General features: G+C 68.5%; 22 protein-coding genes. 8 read left to right on the forward strand and 14 right to left on the reverse strand.

Going from position 1 to position 21,275, the window contains the following annotated elements:
- Positions 1-4: 4 nt before the first annotated feature.
- On the forward strand, positions 5-886 hold the full coding sequence (locus tag LZ605_RS21460) for a DUF4097 family beta strand repeat-containing protein (protein WP_249843259.1): 882 nt from the start codon (positions 5-7) through the stop codon (positions 884-886).
- Between the two features lie 49 nt (positions 887-935).
- Here LZ605_RS21460 and LZ605_RS21465 read toward each other — a convergent pair whose 3' ends face one another.
- From LZ605_RS21465 to LZ605_RS21475, 3 genes are all read right to left on the reverse strand, one after another.
- Positions 936-1,118, reverse strand: coding sequence for a hypothetical protein (locus LZ605_RS21465; RefSeq protein ID WP_005410566.1), 183 nt, complete (start codon positions 1,116-1,118; stop codon positions 936-938).
- 11 nt (positions 1,119-1,129) lie between these two features.
- The gene (locus tag LZ605_RS21470; RefSeq protein WP_239504056.1) at positions 1,130-1,381 is read right to left on the reverse strand and encodes a YkgJ family cysteine cluster protein; all 252 of its coding nucleotides are present in this window, start codon (positions 1,379-1,381) and stop codon (positions 1,130-1,132) included.
- Positions 1,382-1,652: 271 nt separating this feature from the next.
- Positions 1,653-3,014: an Hsp70 family protein gene (locus LZ605_RS21475; protein ID WP_249843260.1), complete on the reverse strand. Its 1,362-nt coding sequence runs from the start codon at positions 3,012-3,014 to the stop codon at positions 1,653-1,655.
- Positions 3,015-3,194: 180 nt separating this feature from the next.
- Here LZ605_RS21475 and LZ605_RS21480 point away from each other — a divergent pair, with 180 nt between their 5' ends.
- Entirely contained in the window at positions 3,195-3,530 is a 336-nt protein-coding gene (locus LZ605_RS21480; RefSeq protein WP_249843261.1) for a zinc ribbon domain-containing protein YjdM, read from the forward strand.
- A 6-nt stretch (positions 3,531-3,536) separates the two neighbouring features.
- Here the strand turns inward: LZ605_RS21480 and LZ605_RS21485 are convergent, their stop codons facing one another.
- Positions 3,537-4,685: a transglutaminase domain-containing protein gene (locus LZ605_RS21485; RefSeq protein WP_249843262.1), complete on the reverse strand. Its 1,149-nt coding sequence runs from the start codon at positions 4,683-4,685 to the stop codon at positions 3,537-3,539.
- A 228-nt stretch (positions 4,686-4,913) separates the two neighbouring features.
- Here LZ605_RS21485 and LZ605_RS21490 point away from each other — a divergent pair, with 228 nt between their 5' ends.
- The 4 genes from LZ605_RS21490 (at position 4,914) to LZ605_RS21505 (ending at position 7,781) form a co-directional block, all read left to right on the forward strand.
- On the forward strand, positions 4,914-5,516 hold the full coding sequence (locus LZ605_RS21490; RefSeq protein WP_249843263.1) for an HD domain-containing protein: 603 nt from the start codon (positions 4,914-4,916) through the stop codon (positions 5,514-5,516).
- Between the two features lie 31 nt (positions 5,517-5,547).
- Positions 5,548-5,742, forward strand: a complete 195-nt coding sequence (locus LZ605_RS21495) for an oxidoreductase-like domain-containing protein (RefSeq protein ID WP_249843264.1) — start codon at positions 5,548-5,550, stop codon at positions 5,740-5,742.
- Positions 5,739-6,356 carry a DUF998 domain-containing protein gene (locus LZ605_RS21500; protein ID WP_249843265.1) on the forward strand — a complete coding sequence of 206 codons (618 nt, stop codon included), beginning with the start codon at positions 5,739-5,741 and terminating at the stop codon, positions 6,354-6,356. Before LZ605_RS21495 ends, LZ605_RS21500 begins: the two co-directional genes overlap by 4 nt.
- A 78-nt stretch (positions 6,357-6,434) precedes the next feature.
- Positions 6,435-7,781: a virulence factor family protein gene (locus tag LZ605_RS21505; protein WP_279920534.1), complete on the forward strand. Its 1,347-nt coding sequence runs from the start codon at positions 6,435-6,437 to the stop codon at positions 7,779-7,781.
- An 82-nt stretch (positions 7,782-7,863) separates the two neighbouring features.
- Here the strand turns inward: LZ605_RS21505 and mprF are convergent, their stop codons facing one another.
- Positions 7,864-10,428, reverse strand: a complete 2,565-nt coding sequence (gene mprF / locus LZ605_RS21510) for a bifunctional lysylphosphatidylglycerol flippase/synthetase MprF (protein ID WP_249843266.1) — start codon at positions 10,426-10,428, stop codon at positions 7,864-7,866.
- A gap of 192 nt (positions 10,429-10,620) precedes the next feature.
- On the opposite strand from mprF, the gene LZ605_RS21515 reads away from it, so the two are divergent.
- On the forward strand, positions 10,621-10,968 hold the full coding sequence (locus LZ605_RS21515) for a RidA family protein (RefSeq protein ID WP_049426796.1): 348 nt from the start codon (positions 10,621-10,623) through the stop codon (positions 10,966-10,968).
- Between the two features lie 69 nt (positions 10,969-11,037).
- Here LZ605_RS21515 and rnfB read toward each other — a convergent pair whose 3' ends face one another.
- The 9 genes from rnfB to LZ605_RS21560 all read right to left on the reverse strand — a co-directional run bounded on the left by rnfB (position 11,038) and on the right by LZ605_RS21560 (position 19,878).
- Positions 11,038-11,451: an Rnf electron transport complex subunit RnfB gene (rnfB, locus tag LZ605_RS21520; RefSeq protein WP_249843267.1), complete on the reverse strand. Its 414-nt coding sequence runs from the start codon at positions 11,449-11,451 to the stop codon at positions 11,038-11,040.
- Positions 11,452-11,476: 25 nt separating this feature from the next.
- A complete protein-coding gene (locus LZ605_RS21525; protein WP_107231141.1) occupies positions 11,477-12,067 on the reverse strand; it encodes an HAD family hydrolase in 591 nt (196 codons plus the stop codon).
- A 70-nt stretch (positions 12,068-12,137) separates the two neighbouring features.
- Positions 12,138-14,204, reverse strand: a complete 2,067-nt coding sequence (gene metG, locus LZ605_RS21530) for a methionine--tRNA ligase (protein ID WP_249843268.1) — start codon at positions 14,202-14,204, stop codon at positions 12,138-12,140.
- A 102-nt stretch (positions 14,205-14,306) separates the two neighbouring features.
- A complete protein-coding gene (locus LZ605_RS21535) occupies positions 14,307-14,750 on the reverse strand; it encodes a DUF2147 domain-containing protein (protein WP_107231139.1) in 444 nt (147 codons plus the stop codon).
- A gap of 139 nt (positions 14,751-14,889) precedes the next feature.
- The gene (gene gloA2, locus LZ605_RS21540; protein WP_249843269.1) at positions 14,890-15,294 is read right to left on the reverse strand and encodes an SMU1112c/YaeR family gloxylase I-like metalloprotein; all 405 of its coding nucleotides are present in this window, start codon (positions 15,292-15,294) and stop codon (positions 14,890-14,892) included.
- Positions 15,291-16,361, reverse strand: a complete 1,071-nt coding sequence (locus LZ605_RS21545; protein WP_249843270.1) for a serine hydrolase domain-containing protein — start codon at positions 16,359-16,361, stop codon at positions 15,291-15,293. The genes gloA2 and LZ605_RS21545 overlap by 4 nt, the downstream gene beginning before the upstream one ends.
- 16 nt (positions 16,362-16,377) lie before the next feature.
- Positions 16,378-18,318, reverse strand: a complete 1,941-nt coding sequence (locus tag LZ605_RS21550; protein WP_249843271.1) for a DUF885 domain-containing protein — start codon at positions 18,316-18,318, stop codon at positions 16,378-16,380.
- A gap of 94 nt (positions 18,319-18,412) precedes the next feature.
- A complete protein-coding gene (locus tag LZ605_RS21555; protein WP_249843272.1) occupies positions 18,413-19,198 on the reverse strand; it encodes a queuosine precursor transporter in 786 nt (261 codons plus the stop codon).
- Positions 19,195-19,878 (reverse strand): DUF502 domain-containing protein, encoded by a 684-nt coding sequence (locus tag LZ605_RS21560; RefSeq protein ID WP_111204456.1) that lies wholly within the window; start codon positions 19,876-19,878, stop codon positions 19,195-19,197. Before LZ605_RS21560 ends, LZ605_RS21555 begins: the two co-directional genes overlap by 4 nt.
- A 76-nt stretch (positions 19,879-19,954) precedes the next feature.
- Between LZ605_RS21560 and LZ605_RS21565 the strand changes: the two genes are divergently transcribed.
- The gene (locus LZ605_RS21565; RefSeq protein WP_249843273.1) at positions 19,955-21,268 is read left to right on the forward strand and encodes a hypothetical protein; all 1,314 of its coding nucleotides are present in this window, start codon (positions 19,955-19,957) and stop codon (positions 21,266-21,268) included.
- The last annotated feature ends 7 nt before the right edge of the window (positions 21,269-21,275 follow it).

Below are 21,275 nucleotides of genomic sequence, written 5' to 3' on the forward strand. Positions count from 1 at the left end.
CCCCATGACCCGAACCCTGATGTCCTGCTGCGTCGCGCTGCTGCTGGTGCCTGCCGTGGCGCTGGCCGACACCCGCATCGATGAACGCCACACCCTGGCCACAGGAGGGCGCATTGAACTGAGCAACGTGGCCGGCAAGGTGACCGTGCGCGGCTGGGATCGCAATGACGTGCAGCTCACCGGCACGCTCAGTGACGGCCTGCAGCTGCGCCAGGAGAAGAGTGCCAACCGTGTGCGCTGGGAGATCGAGTACCCGCGTCGCAACAACAATGGAGGGGCGACGCTGGTGCTGAACGTGCCGCGTTCGGTGGAACTGCTGCTGAGCACGGTCAGTGCCAGCCAGGACATCGCGGGCATCGACGTACGCCGCCTGCAGGCCGACACGGTCAGCGGCAGCCTGTCCGCATCCGGGCGCAGTGGCGACAGCAAGCTCAATACGGTCAGCGGCAGCGTCAACGCGCGGTTGCAGACGCCGAAGCTGGACGTGAACACCGTCAGCGGCCGGATCGAGGCCGGGGGCGGCGTGTCGGGCGATATCGGGGCGCAGACGGTGTCCGGCCGGGTCGAGGTCGACGCCGGTCGCGTGCAGCGGCTGGCGGTGGAAACGGTGTCGGGCAGCATCGATCTGGCCGCGGCCGGATTGGCGCCGGGGGGCCGTATCAGCGTTGAATCGGTGAGTGCCTCGGTCAATCTGCGGCTGCCGCGCACGGTGTCGGCACAGCTGTCGGTGAACAGCTTCAGCGGTTCGATCAACAGCGATGCCGGCCAGGTGGAGCGGCCGCGCTATGGCCCGGGCAGCCATCTGGATACGCGGCTGGGCGGCGGTGATGGCGACATCCGCATCCAGTCGCATTCGGGCAGCGTGCAGGTTCGCCTGGACCGCTGAGCGCGATCGGGCAGGCCGCGGCGGCAGCGCCGCCGCGGTCGGAGCGGGGTCAGCTGGCTTTCTTCAGCGCCCAGGTGGTGCCGAGGACTTCGATCTTGCCACCGGCCTTGCGGAACGCAGCCAGGTCCGAAGCGATCGAATCACTGCTGACCACGGTGCTGGCGGCCGCGCCCTTGCGTTCGCTGCGGATGCTGTTGCTGGCCTTCGCGGGGGTCTTTGCCTTGCGGGGCATGGTTGCTCCTGTCAGGTGGAAGGGGAGGAAAGCGCCCAGGCATCGGCCTGGCGCAGGTAGTCCTGCCGCTCGCGGCGGCAGTCATCGCCGCCCATCGAAAACTGGCGGCAGATCGCCGGGCGCTGCGAATAGATCGTGCAGCGCAGGTGATAGGGATCGATCGCCGCGCACCAGCCTTCCTCGTTGCGCGCCATCACGGCACGGCCGTGCGCGTCGCGCGAAAGGAACTGGCCGGGCACCTGGTCGCCGGGCTGCAGCAGCACGGGCAGCCGGCAACAGACCGCGTCACAACGGCGGCAGTCGATGGGTGCAGGTGCTGCGTCAGGTTGTAAGGCCTCTGGGGCCTGGCGGGTGCCCAAAGCGGGTCTCGATGGCGGCTCCGGTGGTACGCGGACCATGAACGAGCCAGGAAGGCATGGCCGCTAGGCCCGCAGGGCGGGCCGGGCTGCACGGTAGACACACACCGGCGTGGCCGATGGAAGGTGCAGCGGAGTTCTAGCCGACCAAGAGTAACTTAGGTCGCGTAACGTTTTGTTAATCCTGGCTGGCTGCCGCCAGCGCCAGGCCCTGCACCACGCCCAGCGAGGGCTCGCCGTGGACCATGCGGGCGCCCGGGAAGGCCGCCGCCACCACCTGGCGCAGGTAGCCGGCGCGGGACATGCCGCCGGTCAGGAACACCGCATCCGGGTCGCCACCGATGTCACTGCGGACCTGGGCCAGCAGTTCGCGGATCTGCTCCAGGTAGCCATGGGCGGCCGTGGCCAGGCCCTCGGCGCTGCTGTCGGCATGCAGGTCGCGGGCGATGTAGTCCAGCGTGCTGCGGTGTTCGCTGGCAGCGCTGAGCGCGATCTTGGCGCGCTCGACGTCGCGGTACAGGCGCGCGGTGTTGCCCGTGTCCTGCAGCGCCTGCAGGCGGTCGCCCCACGGTGCGTCCACATGATCGTACTTGTGCTGGCGGAAATCGCGCTGGCGGGTCATGTCCTGCACGGTGGCCGCTTCCACGTAGTGGTGGGCGGGCACGCGGGTGATGCCGCGGCCGAACAGTGGCATGTAGCTGGACAGGCTCAGCGCAAGGTCGATATCGGTACCGCCGCGGGCGATGCCCCAGGCGCGATGGATGCGCGGGGCGTCGTCGCCGCCGACTTCGGCGTGGGCGATGTCGGTGGTGCCGCCGCCGATGTCGACGATGACCGCCTGGTGCCGCTCGCGGCTTTCAGCGTGGTAATGCATGGCCGCCGCAGCGGGTTCTTCGAGGAAGTCGATGTGATCGAAGCCGGCCTGGGTGGCCGCTTCGCGCAGGATGTCCAGCGCCTGGTCGTTGCCGGCCGCACCGATCGAGCTGCGGAACTGCACCGGACGGCCCAGCAGTGCCGCGCGCAGCGGCTGGCCGAGCTGGGCGCTGGCGGTCAGGCGGATGTGTTCGAGGATGTGCGCGGCGATGCCGGTAATGGTCTGCTTTGCACGCGGGTGCAGGTTGTAGCCGAGCATTGATTTCGGGCTCTGCACGAGGTTGCCTTCGTGCTCCTCGAAATAGGCTTCCAGGGCCTCATCGCCGTAGACGGCGTTCTGCAGCAGGTCGCTGGCGCTGCGTTCCTTGCCGGCGCGCGCTTCCATCCATTCCCGGCGCAGGGCGCGCAGGGCTTCGCGGCGCAGCGCCTGCGGCGTGCGTTCCTGGCCGGCGGCACGCGCTGCGCGGGCGGCGCTGTCGATCATCTGCTGCAGCTGGTGTTCCTGCCCATCGTCGAGCTGGAAGTCGTCCGGGTCGGGCACCACGCCGGGGAAATACACGCTGGTGCGGAACTGCTCGGCATCGCCGAAACGGATCGGCAGCAGCTTGCCCTCATGCACAATGGCGGCGGCGGAGTTGCTGGTACCGAAGTCGATGCCGAGGCGCATGGGGCGTTCCGGGGGGCGGGCGGGGGCCGCGCACTCTGCGGCAGTTCGCTGCCGACTGCAAGTTCCAGCGCCGCCCCGTTCCTGGCCGCGCCTGCGAGCCGCTGGACCCCGCCCGGAAAATGGGCATGCGGGCCGGGCGGTTACAATGGCAGCTGTTGATTCATTTTGAGGTACTTGCCGATGTCTTCCGTCCCCGCCTGCCCGCAGTGCACCCTTGAAAACACCTACGCCGATGGCGCGCTGTGGATCTGCGCCGACTGCGGCTTTGAATGGACCGCCGAGGAAGGCGCCGGTTCGACCCTGGTCGTGCGTGACAGCAACGGCAACACGCTGCAGGCCGGTGACACCGTCACCGTGATCAAGGACCTGAAGGTGAAGGGCTCTTCGATCCCGCTCAAGCAGGGCACGGTGATCCGCAACATCCGCCTGGTCGAGGACGATGCCGAACACATCGAAGGCAACTCGGACAAGATCAAGGGGCTGGTGCTCAAGACCTGCTTCCTCAAGAAGGCCTGAGCCCCTTCAGCGCCGCACCTGCTGCTGCGCGCGCCAGCGGGCCAGGCTGTCCAGTTTGGCCTGGTAGCGCGCCTGCTGCTGCGCACCGCCCAGTTCCTGGGCGCGCAGCAGTTCACGATCGGCGCGCCCGAGCTGGCCGGACAGGAAGTACACCCGCGCCAGCCCGAAGTGGAACTGATGGGCGGTCTCGTACAGGCGCACGGCCTGGCGGTAGTAGCGGATGGCATCGTCCAACCGGCCGGCACGTTCGGCCTGTGCGCCGAACATGTACTGCGCGAACGGATCCTCGCGTTGCACCGAGCGCAGGCGCTGTTCCAGCGCCTGTGCCTGCACCACCATTCCCAGCCGGCGGTACAACGCGCTGACGTTGCTCAGTGCCGCATCCTGGCGCCCGTCCAGGTGCAGGGCCACTTCCAGCGCACGGCGTGCCGCAGCGGTATCGCCACTGCGGTTTTCCAGCACGCCCAGGTTGTTCCAGGTGGCAGCGAAGGTGTTGTCCTGCGCCAGCGCAGCGTTGAAGAACGCGCGTGCGCCCTCCAGATCGCCACTGGCCATGCGCTCGGCGCCGCGGTTGTTGTAGAAGTGCGCCAGCGCCCGCGACGCGCTGATCGGTTGCGGGCCGCGACGGTCGTACAGCACGTTGCGATCCAGGTCGACGGTGGCGAAGCGACCGCCGAAGCCGACCCCGGCATTGACGTGGCCGACGCTGTAGACAAACCCCTGGTCCTGGTCCTGGTCCTGGTACCAGGACACCACCTGGCCGACTTCCTGCACACGCGCCTGGATGCCGGCTTCGCGTGCCAGGGCCACGAACATCAGCGTGAACGCCAGGCAGTTGGCACGGCGCTGCTGCCAGATTTCGGCGACGGTGAGGGTGGCATCGGCGTCGTACTGCAAGTCCAGTCCATGGCGGTCGAAGATCATCTCGACCAGCCCCTGCAGGCGCTGCTCGCGCGAGAAGCCACGACTGATCACCTGGGTGCGCAGCATCTCGCGCATGGCCGGCGGAATTTCCGAGACCTGCGACGGCGCTGGAATGACCACCGCGGCGCTGCGGGTGGCGGAGGCGGCAGCCGGGGCGTCCAGCGCGAAGGCGGGCGCTGCGGCCAGCGCGGCCAGCACCATGACCAGGCATCGGGCGGCAGGACGGTACATGACGGCTCCCGGCAGCGGCGGCGCTCCCGCCTGCGGCGAGTGTAGACCCGCCGCTGCACGGGTGCAGCGACCGTTGGTCGGCGCGCGCGTTCATCCACAGCGTATGTGGACCAGCACTCGACAAAGCTGTGGACAACCGTGCCAGGGCCACGCATGGCAAGCGTTGTGAGTGCATGGTGAAAAACTCGCCAGCTTGCCCGGGGCCCGCGCAGGCGGGATGATCCGGGCATGGACTTCTCACCGCTGGCACTTGCCCCGGCGCAGTGGCAGGCATTGCAGGACAGTTATGCAACGCCGCCCCGGGCCTACCATCACTTCGGCCACGTGCGCGCCGTGTTGCAGCACTGCCAGGAGGTGGCCGACGGCCCCGGATGGCAGCAACCGGCCGAGGTCTACCTGGCCGTGCTCTACCACGATGCGATCTATCAGGCCGGTCGCAAGGACAACGAGGCCCGTTCGGCACAGCTGGCACTGCACGCGATCGCGCAGGCACCGGACCTGGCCGGCATCGATGCCGGGCGGGTGGAGCAGCTGATCCTGCTGACCGCCCGCCACGGCGAACTGGGGCCCGACGATGTCGATGCCGAAGCGGCGCTGTTCCTGGATTGCGACATGGCGATCCTGGCCGCGCCCGAACCGGTGTTCAGCGCCTACGACCGTGGCGTTGCCGAGGAGTACAAGGGCGTGGTGCCCGGCTTCCTGTACCGTGCCGGGCGCCGCCGCTTCCTGCAGGGGCTGTTGCGTACCCCGCGCATCTTCCTCAGCGACTTCTTCCACCTGCGCCTGGATGCGGCGGCCCGCGAGAACCTGCGCCGCCAGCTGGGCGGCTGAGCGGGGCCGTTACACTGGCGCCTGTTTCCCCATGCCGCGTGCCACTGTGTCTGTTCCCGATCCCGATCTCGATCCCCGTCCGCTGCCGCCGGAAGAGCCAGGTCCCAACGAATGCTGTGGCAGCGGCTGCCCGCTGTGCGTGCTGGATCTGTATGCCGACGAACTGCAGCGTTACCGCAAGGCGTTGGCGGAATGGCAGGCACGACATCCGGAGGCCGCGCCATGAGCCGTGCGCGCCCGGCAGCGCTGCTGGCACTGGTGGCCCTGCTGGTGTTCGTGGCTACCGCGGTGTGGACCCAGTTCGCGCGCACCGACCTGGACTGGGTACGGGCCACGCTCAGCCTGTACCTGCATGGCCCGTGGGGGTTGGCGTTGCGCGCGGCGTACTGCTTGCTGGCGCTGGCCATCTCGATCCTCGGCATCGCGCTGTATCGCGCCAGCGTCGGCCCACGCCGCAGCGCCGCCGCCCCCCTGCTGTTTACCGTTTCCGCGCTGGGCCTGGCCACCGTCGCCATCGGTGACAGCTGGTTGCCTGAGGCGACCCCGCTGCTGGCGCCCTTCATCCATGGCCTGGCGGCCAACACGGCGTTCCTGTGTGCCAGCGTCGGCATGCTGCTGCAGGCCTGGTACCTGCGCCGCGAGCCCGGCTGGAAGACCGCGGCCGGCCTGCTCTGGGGCTGGGCCTGGCTGGCGTTCGTGCTGTTGTGGCTACATGTGCTGTGGCGCGCCGGGCCGCCGCGCGGGTTGGGGCAGAAGGCGGTGATCGCGGTGATCGTGGGCTGGCTGCTGTACCTGGCGTTGACGTTGTACCGGCGCAGCCGCCGCGCTGCGGCCCACTGAAGCCCCAACGGCCCGCACCGGTACGTGCCGTGCACGTGGCGGCGGCGTATCGTGTGCGCATTCCATCGGGGATGCGACATGAAGCGTGCAGGGCTGGGCAGGGCAATGGGTGTGGTACTGGCGCTGGCTGCGCTGCCGGCGATGGCAGCAGGCAGCGTTCAGCAGTTCAGCCACGGGCGTTTCGACCAGATTCCGGTGCACATGCCGGCCGGTACACCGCAGCGCGTGGTGATCTGGTTCCATGAACCCAGCATCGGCGGAGATACCAGTCGCCTGCCCATCGAAGCCCTTCGCGCCGACGGCGCACTGGTGGCTGCGGTGGACATCGCGCACCTGCGTGGCGTCCTCAAGCGCGAAGGCGACCCGACCTGTTCGTTCGGCGCCGGCGACGTCGAGAACTTCTCGCGCTGGCTGCAGGCGTCGCTGCATCTGCCGGGCTACCACCTGCCGCTGGTCGGTGGTGATGGCGAAGGCGCCGAGATGGCCTACACGCTGGCCGCGCAGGCCGACACCCAGGTGTTTGCCGGCCTGCTGACCACCGGCTTCTGCCCGGACCACAGTCACGAGCGCATGGTCTGCGGCGACGGCGTGAAGCACAACACGTTGCAGCCTGCCGAGTTGAATTTCCCGTGGCTGAGTGCTGCGGGCGACCACGGCTGCAAGGTCGGCGAGGCCAGCCGGTTCGTGCAGCAGGTGGCAATGGCGCGCGAATTCAAGCGCACTGCGCGCGGCGATGCCTCACCCGGGCTGGTCGCGGCGGCGCGGGTGATGGGAGCGCAGGCGGGCGTCAGCCTGGCGCCACCGCCGGCGGCATTGAAGGGGCTGCCGGTGGTGGAAATGCCCGCCACCGGCAACGGCGATACGCTGGCCGTGTTCGTCTCCGGCGATGGCGGTTGGGCCGGCCTGGACAAGGAGGTGGCATCTTCGCTCAACGAGCATGGTGTGGCCGTGGTCGGCATCGATTCGCTGCGCTATTTCTGGAGCGAACGCACCCCGAAGGGATTCGCCGCCGACCTGCAGAAGATCATCGATCACTACCGGCAGCAGTGGCGGCGCGACAAGGTGATGCTGATCGGCTTCTCGCAGGGCGCCGATGTGTTGCCGGCGACGATCAACCAGCTCGATTCCGCTTCCCGGGAGGCGCTGGAGCGCATCGTGCTGCTGTCGGTGGGCAAGAAGGCCGACTTCGAATTCCACGTCAGCAACTGGCTGGGCGGCGGCGGCGGCGGGCTGCCGATCGCACCGGAAGTGGCGAAGCTGCCGGCCGCCAAGACCCTGTGCGTGTATGGGCAGGATGATGATGACGCGCTGTGCCCAGGCCTGCCGGCCAACGATGGCGTGCAGAAGGTGAAGCTGCCCGGCGATCACCACTTCAATGGCGATTACGACCGCCTGGCCGACGTGATCCTCAAGGGCGGCGCGTAAAGCGGAGGGCGTGCGAACCAACGGTTCGCATCCACCAGAGCGAGCCGGTAGCGCCGGGCCATGCCCGGCGACAAGCGGCGCGTCAGTTCCGCCGCGGATCCAGCGAGATCAACCGCGTGGCATCCAGCAGCGCCGCCGGCAGATGCATGCCGCCCGGCGCGGCGAGGTAACGCGGCCGCCACTGCGGATCGAACTTGGACTTGAAGCGACGCAGCCCACTGAACCCATAGAAGCGTTCGCCGTGCCGCGCCAGCAGGCCGGCCAGGCGGTTCCAGCGCCCGGCCAGGCGATGCTGGGCCAGCCCGGACAACGGCGCCATGCCCAGCGAGAAACGCGCATAGCCCTGCGCGCGCCCCCACAGGAACAGTTCGATGAAGAGGAAGTCCATCGTGCCCTTCGGTGCTTCGTTGACGTGGCGCATCAGGTCCACCGACAGTTCGGCACCGGCCGGTGCCTGCCACAGATTGGCGAATGCGACGATCTGCCCTTCGGCCTCGACCAGGGCCACCGGGAAGCGCACCAGGTAGTCCGGGTCGTAGCTGCCCAGCGAGAAACCCTTCTCGTCGCCGGCCTTGTCTTCCAGCCATGCATTGGAGATCGCGTGCAGGCGCGGCAACAGGCTGGGAATCTCTTCGGCAGGCGCTACCCGGAACGACAGCCCGCTGCGCTTGCCGCGGTTCCAGGCCTGGCGCAGGTCGGCGCGCTCGCGGCCTTCCAGGCCGAAGTCGTGCAGCGGCACCATCGCTTCCTCGCCCAGCTTGACCAGGCCCAGGCCGAGGTCGAGATAGGTCTGCCAGTAGGTTTCGCCCACCTGGTAGAACACCGGGCGCAGGCCAAGCCGATCGGCTTCCTCGCGGAAACGCCAGATCAACGCGCGCGCGACCTCCGGCGGTCCAACCGGATCGCCCATCGCGATCAGCGAGCCGCCATAGCGCTGCATCATCACAAAGCCCTGCTTCGCATCGTCGCGCAGCACCGCCTTGTCGGCGGTCAGCACCAGGCAGGCCTGGGTATCGGTGGCGCCGGCCAGCACCGGTGCCAGCGCCTGCAACGTGGCCTCATCGGCGGCGGGCAACGGGCTGCGCGTGCTGTGCAGCAGCCGCGCCAGGCCGAACATCACCAGCGCAATGGCCACCACCAGCAGCGCACGCAGCGCGCGCGGTGCGTTGCCGGACAGCGCGAACTGCCACCACAGCTCGTTCTGGTATTCGACATGGCTGTAGGTGAAGAACAGCAGCCAGGTGACTGCCACCAGCACCAGGCCCAGGTTGCGCAGCCAGGGCCAGGACCAGGCTTCGTCCAGCAACGCGCCCTGGCGGTAGAACTCGCGGCGCGCGGCCCACAGCGCCATCGCCACCAGCAGTGCCGAGACCGCGATCAGCGGTTGGCCGCCACGCAACCACAGCGGCAGCGGCGTGATCACGCACACCGCCATCGCCAGCATCCACGCCGCGTGGCTGCGCCGGGCCAGGCCCTGGCCGATCAGCAACAAGGCGACGCCGCTGAGGCTGCCGATCAGGTGCGAGGTTTCCAGGATCGGCAGCGACGCATTGAGCAGGTGGCGGCGTGGGGTCGGCAGGGTGCCGTCGATGACCAGCGCAGCACCGACACTGAACACCGCCAGCGCGATGATCTGCGGCAACCAGGGGCGAAGCGCGTTCCAACCCGCACGGGTGGCACCGGCGCTGGCCTGCAGCGGTTGGCGCAGGGCCGGTGCCAGCGCCAGCAGGGTGGCCAGCAGCAGCGGCAGCACGTAATAGGTGACGCGGTAGATCAGCGCGGCCGCCAGCACCGCAGCCGGCGCCACCTGCGGCAGCAGCTTCAGCAGGCTCCATTCGAACACGCCCAGGCCGGCCGGCACGGTCGACACCAGGCCGGCCAGCACCGCCACCAGGTAAAGGCCGACGAAGCCGGGCAGGCCGGTCGGTGTCGAATCGGGCAGCAGCACGTAGAACGCGGCGCTGGCCAGCACCAGTTCGATGACGCTCAGCACGGTGACGCCGATCATGGTGCGGCGGTCGGGCAGCCACAACGCATGGCCGAACACGCTGAACTGGCGTCCCTCGCGACCCACCAGCAGCAGGGTGGCCGCGTAGGCGAGCAGGGCGACGATGCCGACCACGCGCACCGCATCGGGATCCAACGGCAGTGCCAGCGCCGCAGCCGCCGGTTCCATGCACAGTGCCACGCTGATCAGCAGCCACGCACCGAACACGAAGCCCAGCGTGCTCATCAGCACCACCTGGCCGATCTGCGCCAGGTCCAGGCCGGCCGTGCGATAGCCGCGCAGGCGCACCGCGCCACCGGTCAGTGCAGCAAAGCCCACGGTCTGGCCCAGGGTGTGCGCCAGGAACGCGGTGATGCCGATGCGCGCCGGATGCACGCGGATGCCGCTGCGGCGCAGGCCGATGGCATCGAAACCGATCAGGCAGGCGTAGCTGGCCAGGCCCAGCACCACGGTGAGCGCGATCTGCGTGCCGCTGAGCTGGTGGAAGGCGTGGCGGATGGCACGGTAGCCATTCTCGTCGAACTCGTTGGCCAGGCCGTGCAGCGCGAGGGCGAGGATCAGCAGCGGGACGACGATGGTCAGGACCCGCTTCCATGCCGGGGTGGAGGGAGCGGTGGCGGGGTCGGTGGTTTCGGTCATCGGCGCAAGCGTGCGTCAGGGAGGGCGAGGGCAGTGTCAATGCAGGCGTGGCGCATCGTGCGCCTGTCTTCGGCATTTGACCAGCGGCGGTGTCGGAAGCGGGTAGTGACCGCGTGTGCAGGGGTGTCCTGCACCCACCGTTGATCGGTTTGGAGGACAATGCAGGCCTGATCACCCGCAGGAGCCACGCCCATGATGGAGCGTTACGACGTCGGACCGCGCATGTCCGAAATGACCGTGTACAACAAGGTTGCCTACCTCTCCGGCCAGATTCCGGAGGACACCAGCCAGGACATCACCGGGCAGACCCGGCAGGTGCTGGCCGAGATCGACAAGCTGCTGGCGCTGGTGGCCAGCGATCGCCAGCACGTGCTGCGCGCCGAAGTGTTCCTGGCCGACATGGCCGACTTCGACGGCATGAACAAGGCGTGGGATGAGTGGGTGGTGGAAGGTGCGACCCCGGCCCGTGCCACGGTCGAGGCCAAGCTGGCCCATGCCGAATGGAAGGTCGAGATCGTAGTGACGGCGGCGGTGCCGTAATCCTGTTTAGGGTCAGAGTCCTTTTCTGCGAAAAGGCTCTGACCCTTCTGTGCCGCGGGATCGGATCCCTTACAGGGGCAGCATCTCAATGCAGTCCACCGGGCACGGCGGGATGCACAGCTCGCAGCCGGTGCACAGATCGGCGATCACCGTGTGCATGTACTTGGCACCGCCGACGATGGCGTCGACCGGGCAGGCCTGGATGCACTTGGTGCAGCCGATGCAGTCGGCTTCCACGATCAGCGCCACCTGCGGCGCCTTGTGCTCGCCGCGCGAACGGTCATACGGCAGCGCCGGCACGCCCAGCACCTGCGCCAGTGCACGCGCACCGGCATCGCCGCCCGGCGGGCAGCGGTCCACCGTGGCCTCGCCCCGCGCCATTGCCTGCGCGTACGGGCGGCAGCCGTCGTAGCCGCACTGCCCGCATTGGGTCTGCGGCAGCAGGCGGTCGAGGCGTTCGGTCAGGGGCGGGATCAGGCTCATGCGTGGCGAAGGCTGCGCGTTGGGGTCACTTCAGGGGTTTGCCGCGGAACCAGCGCTCGTGGGCCAGCGCCAGCATCGGCTTGTCTTCGGAACTGTCACCGTAGGCATGGATGCGAACGTAGCGCGACAGGTCGAACTGGCGGCGGATGTGCTCGACCTTGCGCGGGCCGCAGTCGCCACCGGCGTAACGACCGGTCAGGCGGCCGTCCTGGCTTTCCAGGCGGTTGCAGATCAACTGCAGGCCCAGCTGTTCGCACCATGGCCGCAGGTACAGGTCCAGCGAGCCGGACACGATCACCACGGTGTGCTGCTGTTCCTTGTGCCAGCGGATCTGCTCCAGCATTTCCGGGCGCACCACCTCGGGCAGGAACTCACGCGAAAAGCCGGTGGCCAGCGTGGCGATGTCGTCGCTGTGGCGGTCGCTGAAGGTCAGGCGGGTGACGCGCGCACGGATGCGTTCGGCCGAGATCAGCTTCAGCTTGTACGCCAGCAGCCACGGGCCGACCTTCCACCACGCCTGCGCCAGCTGTTCGGCGGTAGCCACACGGCGCAGGAAACGGCCATAGGTATCGCAGGTGGTCACGGTGTGGTCGAAGTCGAACAGCGCCAGTTCCATTCCGTTCCCTCCCATCGCAGTGCGTTCCGGTGCCGGCGGGCGCGGCCGGTGGCCACGCCCGCAGTGGGCATCAGCGGACCGGCATGCCCGGCTGTGCACCGCTGTCGGCGTCCAGCAGCGCCAGCGCGCCGCCGTCGAAACCGGCCGACAGGATCATGCCTTCGCTCAGGCCGAAGCGCATCTTGCGCGGGGCCAGGTTGGCGATGAACACCACGCTGCGGCCGACCAGCTGCTCCGGTTCGCCGTAGCTGCCGCGGATGCCGGAGAAGATCTGGCGCTTGCCCAGCTCGCCGGCGTCCAGTTCGAAGCGCAGCAGCTTGTCCGAGCCTTCCACGAACTCGCACACCAGCACCTTGCCGATGCGCAGGTCGAGCTTGGCGAAATCATCGATGCCGATGTAGGCCGGAGCGTTGGTGCTCTTAGCGTCGTCCTTGGCCGGGGCCGGGGCAGCCGGCTTGGCGGCGGGAGTGGCAGCGGCGGCCGGCTGCAGGGTGTCCTTGGAGGCGTCGATCATGGCGTCAATCTTCTTCGGGTCGATACGGGTGAACAGTGGGGTGTACTCGGTGATGCGGTGGCCCAGCAGCGGTTGTGCCAGCTCGGTCCAGTCGTTCACCGGCGCGGCCAGGAAGGCCTCGGCCTGCGCGGCGGTGGCCGGCAGCACCGGCTTCAGCGCGGTCACCAGCACGCGGAACAGGTTCAGGCCCTGGCTGCACACCGCCTGCAGCTGCGCGTCGGCGCCGTCCTGCTTGGCGATCACCCACGGCTTGACGTCGTCGATGTAGCGGTTGGCTTCGTCGGCCAGGGTCATGGTCAGGCGGATCGCCGCGGCCGGGTCGTTGCGCTCGTAGGCTTCACGGATCGGCGCCAGGCCATCGATGAAGCGCTGGTACTGCGCCGCATCGGGCAGCTGCGCGGCCAGCTGGCCGTCGAAACGCTTGCTGATGAAGCCGGCGCAACGGCTGGCCAGGTTGACGAACTTGCCGACCAGGTCGGCGTTGACGCGGGCGATGAAGTCACCCAGGTTCAGGTCGAGATCGTCGACGCCGCCGCCGGACTTGGCCGCGTAATAGTAGCGCAGCGCTTCCGGTTCCAGCCCGGCGTCGAGGAAGGTACGGGCCATCACGAAGGTGCCGCGCGACTTGCTCATCTTGGCGCCGTCCACGGTCAGATAGCCGTTCACGTGCAGGCGGGTCGGCGCGCGGTGACCGGTACCGTGCAGCACCGCCGGCCAGAACAGGCCGTGGAAGTTGACGATGTCCTTGCCGATGAAGTGGTGCAGTTCGGTGCTGGTGCCGGCGCGCAGGTGCGCGTCGAAGTCTTCGCCCAGCTTGCCGCACAGGGTCTGGAAGCTGGACAGGTAGCCGATCGGCGCGTCCAGCCAGACATAGAAGTACTTGCCCGGCTGGCCGGGAATCTGGAAGCCGAAGTACGGCGCATCGCGCGAGATGTCCCACGCGCGCAGGCCACCTTCGGCATTGAGCCACTCACCGAGCTTGGCCTTCACGCCCGGCAGCGCGACGTCGCCGGCCAGCCATTCGCGCAGGAACGCATCGAAGTGGCCGACCTCGAAGAAGAAGTGCTCCGAATCGCGCATTTCCGGCGTGGCACCGGAGATCACCGAACGCGGCTCCTTCAGGTCGGTCGGCGCATAGGTGGCGCCGCACACTTCGCAGTTGTCGCCGTACTGGTCGGGGCTGCCGCAGTTCGGGCAGATGCCCTTGACGTAGCGGTCGGGCAGGAACATGCCCTTGGCCGGGTCGTAGAACTGCGCCACCGAACGGCGGCTGATGTGGCCGGCCGCTTCCAGCTTCAGGTAGAACTGCTCGGTCAGCGCCTTGTTGGACGCCGAGTTGGTCGAGTCGTAGTGATCGAAGGCGACGCCGAACGCGGCGAAGTCACGCTCGTGGCTGGCCTGGATGTTGGCGATGAAGGTTTCCGGGGTGACTCCGGCCTTCTCGGCCGCCAGCATGATCGGCGTGCCGTGGGTATCGTCGGCGCAGACGAACCAGGCCTTGCCGCCACTCATTCGCCGCGCACGCACCCAGATGTCGGCCTGGATGTAGCCGACCAGGTGGCCCAGATGCAGCGGGCCGTTGGCGTAGGGCAGGGCGGTGGTGACGAGCGCGGTACGGGTCATGGTCGCGGGGTGAAGCCGAGGGGAACCGCAGAGTATCGCATGCCCGCAACGAGGTGACCCGGCCGGGGCCGGGTCACGGGGGGATTGCGCGGGCCGCCGGGCTTAGTCGCGGATCCAGGTCTGGGTGCGGCAGATGAAGGCGATGCAGCCGGCCACGTCCAGCTTGTTGCCGCCGGGCTGCAGTTCCATCTTGGATTTGTAGACCTTGCCGGTAGCCGGGTCGAGGATCTGGCCGCCGGCCCACTTGCTGGCGCCGTCGGGCTTCAGGCTCCAGAGGATGGTCATGCCCTTCACCGGCTTGTTCTTGTTGGCGCCCTCGCAGCCGTCGCAGACCGGGTTGGGACCCTTGTCCGACTGCAGCACGTCCAGCACCTTGCCGGACAGCGAACCGTTGGCGGCCTGGGTGATTTCGACGATCGACTTCACCTTGCCGGTCTTGTCGTCGATGGTCTTCCAGCGGCCGGCCGGGCTGTCGGACGCCTGTGCCGAAAGCGCGGCCAGGCACAGCGGCAGTGCCAGCAGCAGGGTCTTGAAGGTCTTGCGCATGGTCCCCTCCCAGGGTTCATTCCGGCACGATGCCGGTACACGCCGACTGTATACCCATTCGGCGGAGTATGGGGAAGAGGGGCGTTGCAGGGCTGCGCCCTGCACCCACGGTCGTGCCGGCCGCTGGCCGGCGAGGCCCTCAACCGGCCTCGTACAGCTCCAGCGGCAGGCCGTCGGGGTCGGCGAAGAAGGTGAAGCGAGCGCCGGTGTATTCATCCACCCGGATCGGTTCGCAGTCCACGCCGTGCTCCGCCAGACGCTGGATGAACGGCTCCAGCGCAGCCACCCGGAACGCGAGGTGGCGCAGGCCCTGGGCCTCCGGGCGGCTGGGCCGCGGCGGTGGCGAGGGGAAGGAGAACAGTTCCAGCTGGCCGCCATCGGGCAGGGCCAGGTCCAGTTTCCACGAATCGCGCGCGGCGCGGTGGTTCTCGGCCAGCACGCGCAGGCCGAGGATGCGCACGTAGAAGTCCTTCGAACGTGCATAGTCGCTGCAGATCAGCGCAGCGTGGTGGAAACCCAGCAGGGTGTCGGGGGCGGCAGTCATTGCAGGGTATCCAGCCAGCGCTGGGCGATCTTCTGCGCCAACGGATAGGGTTCAGGGTCGTTGCGGTTGGTCAGCACGATCACGGTCAGGTGCTTTTCCGGATGGCGCACGATCACGTTGCGGAAGCCGATGCTCTCGCCGCTGTGCCATTGCACCGGTCCCAGCAGGCGCCAGCCGAAACCGTAATGCGGTACGTCGCGTTCCGGGGTACGGGTAGCCGGGCTGAACATCGCATCGCGCGAGGCCTTCGACAACAGGCGGTCGTCGTACAGCGCGGCATCCCAGCGGGCCAGGTCATCGAGCGAGGAATAGAGGCCGCCATCGCCGAGCACGGCGCTGGTGGTGCTCTGGTCGGTGCGCTGCCAGCGGCCGTCGATCAGGCTGTAGCCGTAGGCGCGCGCGGCCACCGTATCGACGCCGTCCTGGTGGGCCACGGTATGGACCATGCCCAGCGGAACGAAGATGCGCTGCTGCAGGAAGGTGGCGAAATCCTGGCCGGATGCGCGGCCCACGATCAGTGCCAGCAGCGCGTAGCCGCTGTTGCTGTAGCGGTACTGGGTGCCGGGCGCGAAGTTCAGGCGGTCCTGGCGTGAGAGCAGGGCCAGCACGTCGGCGTCGTGCACCTGGCGGCTGTCGGCTGGATCCATCAGGTCTTCGTAGTCGAGCAGGCCGCTGGTGTGCGAGAGCAGCTGGCGCAGGGTGATGGCTGCGGCGGCCGGCGGCAGTTCGGGCAGCCAGTGCCGTGCGGTCTGGTCCAGCCCGAGCCGGCCGTCCTCGACCAGCAGCAGCACCGCCGCGGCGGTGAACTGCTTGCTGACCGAGGCCAGCCGGAAATTGCTGGCCGGCGTCACCGCCGTGCTGTCTTCCAGCACCGCCAGGCCGTAGCCGCGGCGGAACACCGCTTGCCCGTCGTGCAGCACCAGCACGGCGGCGCCCGGTACCTGGCCGTCGTAGGCCTGCATCAGGCCGTCGATGCCCGCATCCGGTGGGGTCAGCACCGGAGCGGCGGCACCCGCCAGGGGCAGCAGGCCCAGCACGGCGGCAAACAGGGCGACGGCAGGGCGCATGGCGGCTCCGGCAGGGTCAGGGGGATGGGGCGGTCGCGGCGCTGGCCGGCTCGGCCATCCAGCGTTCCATCTTGCGGTCCAGCACATCCAGCGGCATCGAGCCGTCCTTCAGCAGTTCGGCGTGGAAGCGGCGCAGATCGAAGGCGGCACCCTGGCGGGCCTTGGCCTTGTCGCGCAGGGCGACGATGGTGGTCAGGCCGGCCACGTTGGACAGCGCCTGGCCGGGCTGGGCCATGATCCGCTCGACTTCGGCGTTGGCATCATCGCTGCTCATGTCCACGGTCTTCTGCAGGTAGGCCACCGCCTGCTGCTTGCTCCAGCCCTGGGCGTTGACGCCGGTGTCGGCCACCACGCGCGCGGCGCGCAGCAGGCGCGAGTACAGGTAACCGATGCGGTCATAGGGATCGGTGTAGACGCCCAGGTCCTCGCCCAGCGTTTCGGCGTACAGACCCCAGCCTTCGACGAACGCAAGATCGCCGCCCAGGCGGCGGAAGCGTGGCAGCTTGGCCAGTTCCTGCTGCAGGCCCAGCTGTACATGGTGGCCGGGGATCGCTTCATGCAGGTATTGCACCGGCACATTCCAGCGCTTGCGGCTGGGCAGGTCGCGGGTGTTGATGTAGAGCACGCCCGGCTGCCCCGCCGGCGACGGCTGGTAGGCGGCAGCGGCGGCGGTCAATGCACGCTCCGGTTCCACCGCACGCACCTCCAGTGCGGACCTGGGCAGCGTATCGAGCACCTGCGGCAGGCGCGCGTTGACCTGTTGCTGCACCTGGCGGTAACGGTTGAGCAGTGCGTTGGCATCGCTGTACTGGAACTGGCGGTCGTTGCGCATGCTGCGCAGCAGCTTGGCCGGCGTGCCACGCAGCTTGGCATCCTTCATCACCGCAGCGATCTGCGCCTGCAGTTCCTGCACGCGCTGCTCGCCCAGTGCGTGCAGCTGTGCGGCGGTCTGATCGCTGGCAGTGGTCTGCACGATCAGGTTGGTATACCAGGCCTGGCCATCGGGCAGTGCGCCCAGGCCGCTGCTGGCGCGCGTGGCCGGCAGGTATTCGGTGGCGATGAAACCGCGGAGGGCCCGGTAGGCCGGCATGATGCGCAGTTCGATCATGCGCTTGTATTCGGCGCTGATGCGCGCCTTGTCTTCGGCCGCGATGGTCGTGGGCATGGTGCGGATCGGCGACCAGAAGATGCTCTCTTCGGCGGTCGGCTTGATCACCGCATCCAGCTGCGGCAGAACCTTTTCCATCAGGTCGCGCGGCTGCACGACGCCGGCCTTCATGCCCTGGCGCATGTTGTCGATGGCCTGGTCGAACAGCTCGGGAATACCCAGCGAACGGCGCGACCAGGTGTCGTAGTCCTGCACCGTGTTGAACGGCTGCGCGCCGGCACCGGCACCGAGGATCGCCATGATGCTGCCGATGTTGTAGTACTGGCTGATCGGCATCATCCAGCTCGGGTAGCGCTCGGCTGCCAGCGAGGCGCGTGCATCGCGCACGAAGATCTCGTAGCTGAGCAGATCCTGGCCCTGCAGCCCGTCACTGCCGACCTTCTCGACCTTGCCCAGCCATTGGGTGGTGAAGTCATGGGACTGCTGGCGCCAGGCGGCCGACAGGATGTTGGGCAGCTGATCGTTGTAGCGCGCTTCGCCCTGGAACGTGGCCTGCAGCGGGTTCAACCGCATCGAGGCATCCCAGTACTCGTCATACAGGCGTTCCAGCTGCACCTGCTTGGGTACGGCGCGGGCCGGGGCGACCGGACGTGCGGCGGCGCGGCGCGCGCTGCTGCCACGGGCGGGCGCGGTGGCGCGGGCGGGCTTGGCTTTGGGCTTGGCCGCCTGGCGGGTCTGCGCGGCGGCAGGGCGGCTGGCCTTCTTCTTCGCTGCTTCGGCCGACGGCACGGCACTGAACAGGAACAACGCGGCGATGGCGGCGGCCAGGGCGCGGGTGGGATGCGGCATCAGGAGCTTCCGTGGAACACAGACCGTGGAGCTTGCACGATCCGACCGCGTACGGCCAGCGTGAAGGCGCAGTCAGGTTACCGCTGCTGGGCCTTCAGTCAGCCGACGCAGCGGCACGCAGCGCGGCGGCGCGCTCGGCCCCCAGATAGCGTGTGATCGCGCGCCGCATCAGGTACAGCAAGGGAATGAGGGCGATCGCAAAGCCCATCTTGTAGAGGTAGTTGACGCTGCTGACCGCCAGGAACAACGACGTCGGCCAATGCTGCGGGCCCAGCACGAAGGCGATCCAGATCACCACGAAGCTGTCCACCACCTGCGAGACTGCCGTCGAACCGGTGGCGCGCAGCCACACATGGCGTTCGCCGGTGGCCTGGCGGATGCGATGGAACACCGCCACGTCGATCAGCTGGCCGAGCAGGAAGGCCACCAGTGAACCGCCGATGGTCCACATGCCCTGGCCGAACACCGCCGCGAACGCGGCCTGGTAATCCGGCACGCCATGGTGGTCCATCGAGGTGACCCACCAGCTGGCCGGCGCCAGTGAGATCGCCGCGAAGGCAAACAGGAAGCCATAGGCGATCAGCACTACCGCCAGCCACGAGATGAAGCGCACACCGCGCTTGCCGAAGAACTCGTTGATGGTGTCGGTCATGATGAACACCACCGGCCACAGCAGGGTACCGGCGGTGAAGCTGAGCGAGCCGGTCTGGCCGAACAGGTTCCAGTTCAGCGGGTCGATGCCCAGGGTGTCTTCCAGGGCGAAGATCTTCACCCCGATCAGCTCGGCCAGCACCGCGTTGCCGCAGAAGAACGCGGCCAGCACGATGAACAGCAGGACCGCGCGATCCTGCAGCGGGCGCTCGATCGGGGCGGGGGTCATTCGCTGCGTTCGCCGGCGCGGGTGAACGGCACGCTGGACGGTGCCACCGCGCCACCGGAAATGATGAAGCTCATGGCCTGGTCGACGGTCCAGTCGGTTGGCGTCAGCAGCTCCACCGGCACGATTTCCAGATAGCCGGAGGTCGGGTTCGGCGTGGTCGGCACGTATACCGCCGCCAGCTCACGATCGGTGCCGTGTTCCTTGATGACGCGGGTGACCAGGCCGACCGACTTCATGTCGCGGTGCGGGAAGTCGATCAGCACCACACGCTGGGTGCTGCCCGGTTCGGTCTGCAGCATGTCCAGCAGCTTCTTGGCGCTGTCGTAGATGATGCTGGCCAGCGGAATGCGCTTGATGACCGCGCCGACCCAGCGCAGCAGGCGCTGGCCGAGCACGCGGCGGCTGGCCACGCCCACCGCCAGGATCACCAGCAGGGTGGCCAGCAGGGCGATGGTGTCCTGGATCCATTCGGCGCGGACCCAGCCGAGGTAATGCGGGAAGCTGGTCGCGATCTGCTCCGACAGCGGCACCACCAGTGGGCTGGAAATGCCCGACAGCAGCACGAACACGAACTTGACCACCACCCAGGTCAGCCAGATCGGCAGCAGGGTCAGCAGGCCGGTCAGGAACAGGCGCTGCAAGGAGGGGCGGGGAACCAGGGCGGGGGCTTCGAGCGACATGGGCGCATTGTAGCGGGCAGCGCCGGTCGATTACGCTGGAATGTCGAAGGTGGCCATGGCACATGGAAGGGACGCTGTGTTGAAGATCCTGCGCGGACTGGGCTGGGCCGGGGCCGCCCTGCTGGTGCTGGTCATCGTGGTGTGGTGTGCCTCGCGCCTGTGGCCGGTGCCCGAATCGAGGGTGCAGGCGCAGCAGCGGCTGGAGGCGCGGTTGCCGGCGCATGGCCACAACGGTTACGCACTGTTGTGGACGCTGCCGTTTGACGGACTGGATGCGGGCCAGCGCGAGCGGGCGCTGGCCGAGGACGCGCGGCGCTGGAATGCCGATCCACGGAGGGCTGGCAGCAGCGCTACGCATCTGACCCCCCGCCATCGCGAGGTCCGCTCGCGGCCGGGCGCCAGCTGCGGGCCGATGGCCGGCAACTGCCTGGCCCAGGTGCGTGCCGATCCGCAGCGCTTCATCGACGCGCATGCCGGGCACCAGCAGCTGCACGCGCGCTTGGACCAGCTGGCCGAGGCGGATCATTTCGCGTCGCCGTTCCCGCCCAAGGGCGATGGCATCCTCGTCCCGTTGCCGACCTATGGCCTGGTGGTGGACGCCACCAGCGCTCACGCGCTGGCCTATGTGCAGGGTGACATCGACGGGGCCTTGCGTGGCAGCTGCCAGGGGCTGCAACTGGGACGCAGGCTGCTGCCCGGCGGCAGCTACCTGGTCGAGAGCATCCTCGGCGCCAGCCTGGTGCAGGCCAATGCACAGCTGCTGGCGGACATGCTGGTTGAGCTTCCGGCTGACTATCCGCTGCCCGCGCAGTGCGAGCGGGCGATGCAGCCGATGCGCGCCGACGAACAGAGCCTGTGCCGGGCGATGCAGGGCGAGTATGCGATGAGCCGGGCCGCCATCGAGACCTCGGCGGGGGAATTCGGCGGCGTGCTGGTGCTGGATCGCAGCAGCACCCTGGCGCGCGTGGCCGGCAACCTCGGGTGGGCCTGCGGTGCGGCGGCGACGGCCGCGCTGGATGCGGATCGACCGTTGCCGCTGCCCGCACCGCCACAGCGTGACTTCGGTTGCCTGTCGAACATGCTGGGCTGCGTGCTGACCGAGATCGCCGCGCCGGCCTATCCGGCCTATGCATCGCGCGCACAGGACGCCGCTGCGATGCTGCGACTGCTGCTGGCACAGCGTTGGCTGCGGCAGCAGGCGGGCGATGCGCTGGATGCTTTGCAGCGGTTGCCTGCGCAGTTGCGCTCGCCGACCCGGGCGCCGCAGCTGTCGGCCGATGGCCGACGCCTGCAGGTGCCCCGTCGATCCCCTGCACATCGCGCTGAGGAGGGCGCCTGGTTGTCGGTTCCGCTGCTGGCGGACGCGGGTTCAACCGTCGCCGCCGACTGAGGCCGGG

It is taken from the genome of Stenotrophomonas maltophilia (assembly GCF_023518235.1).
GTDB lineage: Bacteria > Pseudomonadota > Gammaproteobacteria > Xanthomonadales > Xanthomonadaceae > Stenotrophomonas.